The organism is Chamaesiphon sp. OTE_20_metabat_361 (assembly GCF_031364565.1).
Window position 1 is genome coordinate 1 of record NZ_JANLWO010000090.1, and the last position, 1,862, is coordinate 1,862.

Here is a 1,862-nt window from a genome sequence, read left to right on the forward strand (position 1 = left end):
GTCAAAGGTAATATTGCACCTCTGATCGAACTAGGTGCAGGCTTCGATGCAAATATCTCCGTTTGCGATAATATTATTATGTACGGCGTTTAAATCGGCTTTTCTAAGCGAGAAATGCAAGAACGAACGTCAATGATTTTGGACTTTGCTGAGTTAAATGATTATGAATTAGTACCAGTCAAAGGCTTATCTTCAGGGATGGTGGCTAGACTGGGATTTGCGATCGCGACTGATGTCCAGCCAGATATTTTGATTCTCGATGAAGTTTTATCTGTCGGCGATCAAAGTTTTAAAAACAAATGTCAGCATCGAATCGACAAGTTTCTCAATGGTGACACCACCGTCTTAGTTGTTTCTCACGATCTAGACTTTATTAGTACTTCATGTGACAAAGCAATTTGGCTCGAACGCGGACAAGTTAGATTTATTGGTAGTGGCAAAGAAACAGTCGATCGATACCTCAACACAGTCCCCGCCTAATCGCAACCTGCATCCTTTATTCGTCAGGATCGATTCCCAACTCTCGTAACTTAGCTGCTAATTTGGTCGATCGATCGACTTCCTGTTGAATCCGTTCGTTAGGAGTAGCATAACGCTTACCATGCTCGTCATACCAATACAACCACTCTCTAGTTACCCCGCCATAATTGCCACGCTCGGATCCAATTCCTAAACCAATTTCTGGCATCCAGACTGGAATTGTCTCCATCAGTCGATAAGCACCCTCGACTAATCTATAGATCTCCAATCTGGGTTTACGCTTGCGTTTTGAGGAATAAATCGCGTAATACAGCACCCCCATCTGTTCGTATACTTTTAGCTTGGTAGTATACTCCTCCCGATATCGAGGGGAAACTACTTCTAGTACGAAACTTGGTACTATTTCCTCATCCCACAGCACATAGCTAGGTCTGAGTTCTTCGTCATAGCATCGGTCTACACCCAAGCTCAGAAAGGCATCCGGGACGATTGGTGGCAACTCTGGACTGGCATAAATCCCCATATCGATTGCAAACAACCAATCCTGTCGCTGTTCCCACAGCATCAGCAAGATGGATTTGAGCAACGCCGGAATTAGCTCTTGGAGTTCGTTATCCACTGGTGTTTCATCTGAGTCTAGTAGTTCGTCAGCCGAAGGTAGATATCTCGGAAGATGGTAATCTAGCATCATGCCTCGCAATTCTTCGTTAACTACAATATGTTTAATCTACAGATAGCGGGTGTATTCTAATGTTCAGTTTGTCCTTAACCGCCTTACTCTCTCCTTACCGATCTAGGATTATGACATTTCAATTTTCCCCAACTGAATTAAACTTTCCAAATCTTCTAGGCTATGAGGATCGTATAGTTCAATCGTCCTTCTAACTTCATCCAACTCCAGATCGTTAGCTTGCCCCAACATTCTACTAATATCACTGATATCAGTTGTCCGACTAGCTTCAAGTTTCATCAGGACTAGATAAGGTAGACTGATGACTGGTTGACCATCTGCACCGACTCGTGGGTAAAGTAGTGCAGTTTTTACCCATCGTCGATCGCTAGTGATAATATCGAGTATCGTCTTATCTGGCAATTCCCAAGACGTACCACCAATACTGAGATCTCCCATCCGTTTCGCCTGCCCTCGGCTCAGATCGAGATATGCTTGCTCTGCTCGCTCTTCATGAATATCGATATCAACTCAACTGCGAACTCTTAACGATCGGGGGTTTAATGGGTTTACGCTCGGCTTTTGGCTCGAATACGATCGGGCAAGACCAGTCTACATCCCACCACTTACAGTGCTGCACCGTGTCATTAGGATCGGTAATCAATCCGAGCAAATCTTCACGGTTAGTATCCAAAAATGTCCCAGTATTTAC

The 1,862-nt window shown here is 44.0% G+C and carries 3 protein-coding genes and 1 pseudogene; 1 reads left to right on the top strand and 3 read right to left on the bottom strand.

Annotation, left to right across the window (positions count from 1 at the left end; all coding sequences use genetic code 11):
- Positions 1-480: pseudogene (locus RMO35_RS02455) on the top strand (ABC transporter ATP-binding protein); the annotation flags it as partial.
- Positions 481-496: 16 nt separating this feature from the next.
- On the opposite strand, the gene RMO35_RS02460 reads toward RMO35_RS02455, so the two are convergent.
- From RMO35_RS02460 to RMO35_RS02470, 3 genes are all read right to left on the bottom strand, one after another.
- Positions 497-1,168 (bottom strand): Uma2 family endonuclease, encoded by a 672-nt coding sequence (locus RMO35_RS02460; protein ID WP_396135592.1) that lies wholly within the window; start codon positions 1,166-1,168, stop codon positions 497-499.
- Positions 1,169-1,279: 111 nt separating this feature from the next.
- Complete coding sequence (locus tag RMO35_RS02465) at positions 1,280-1,609, bottom strand: hypothetical protein (protein ID WP_309738337.1); 330 nt, start codon at positions 1,607-1,609, stop codon at positions 1,280-1,282.
- A gap of 67 nt (positions 1,610-1,676) precedes the next feature.
- A partial coding sequence (locus RMO35_RS02470; RefSeq protein ID WP_309738339.1) for a hypothetical protein occupies positions 1,677-1,862 on the bottom strand: 186 nt, incomplete at its 5' end.

What these genes read in the sequence shown, in the direction of transcription:
- RMO35_RS02460 (WP_396135592.1), bottom strand. Translation starts at nt 1,168, where the DNA reads ATGCTAGATTACCATCTTCCGAGATATCTACCTTCGGCTGACGAACTA.
- RMO35_RS02465 (WP_309738337.1), bottom strand. Translation starts at nt 1,609, where the DNA reads ATGGGAGATCTCAGTATTGGTGGTACGTCTTGGGAATTGCCAGATAAG.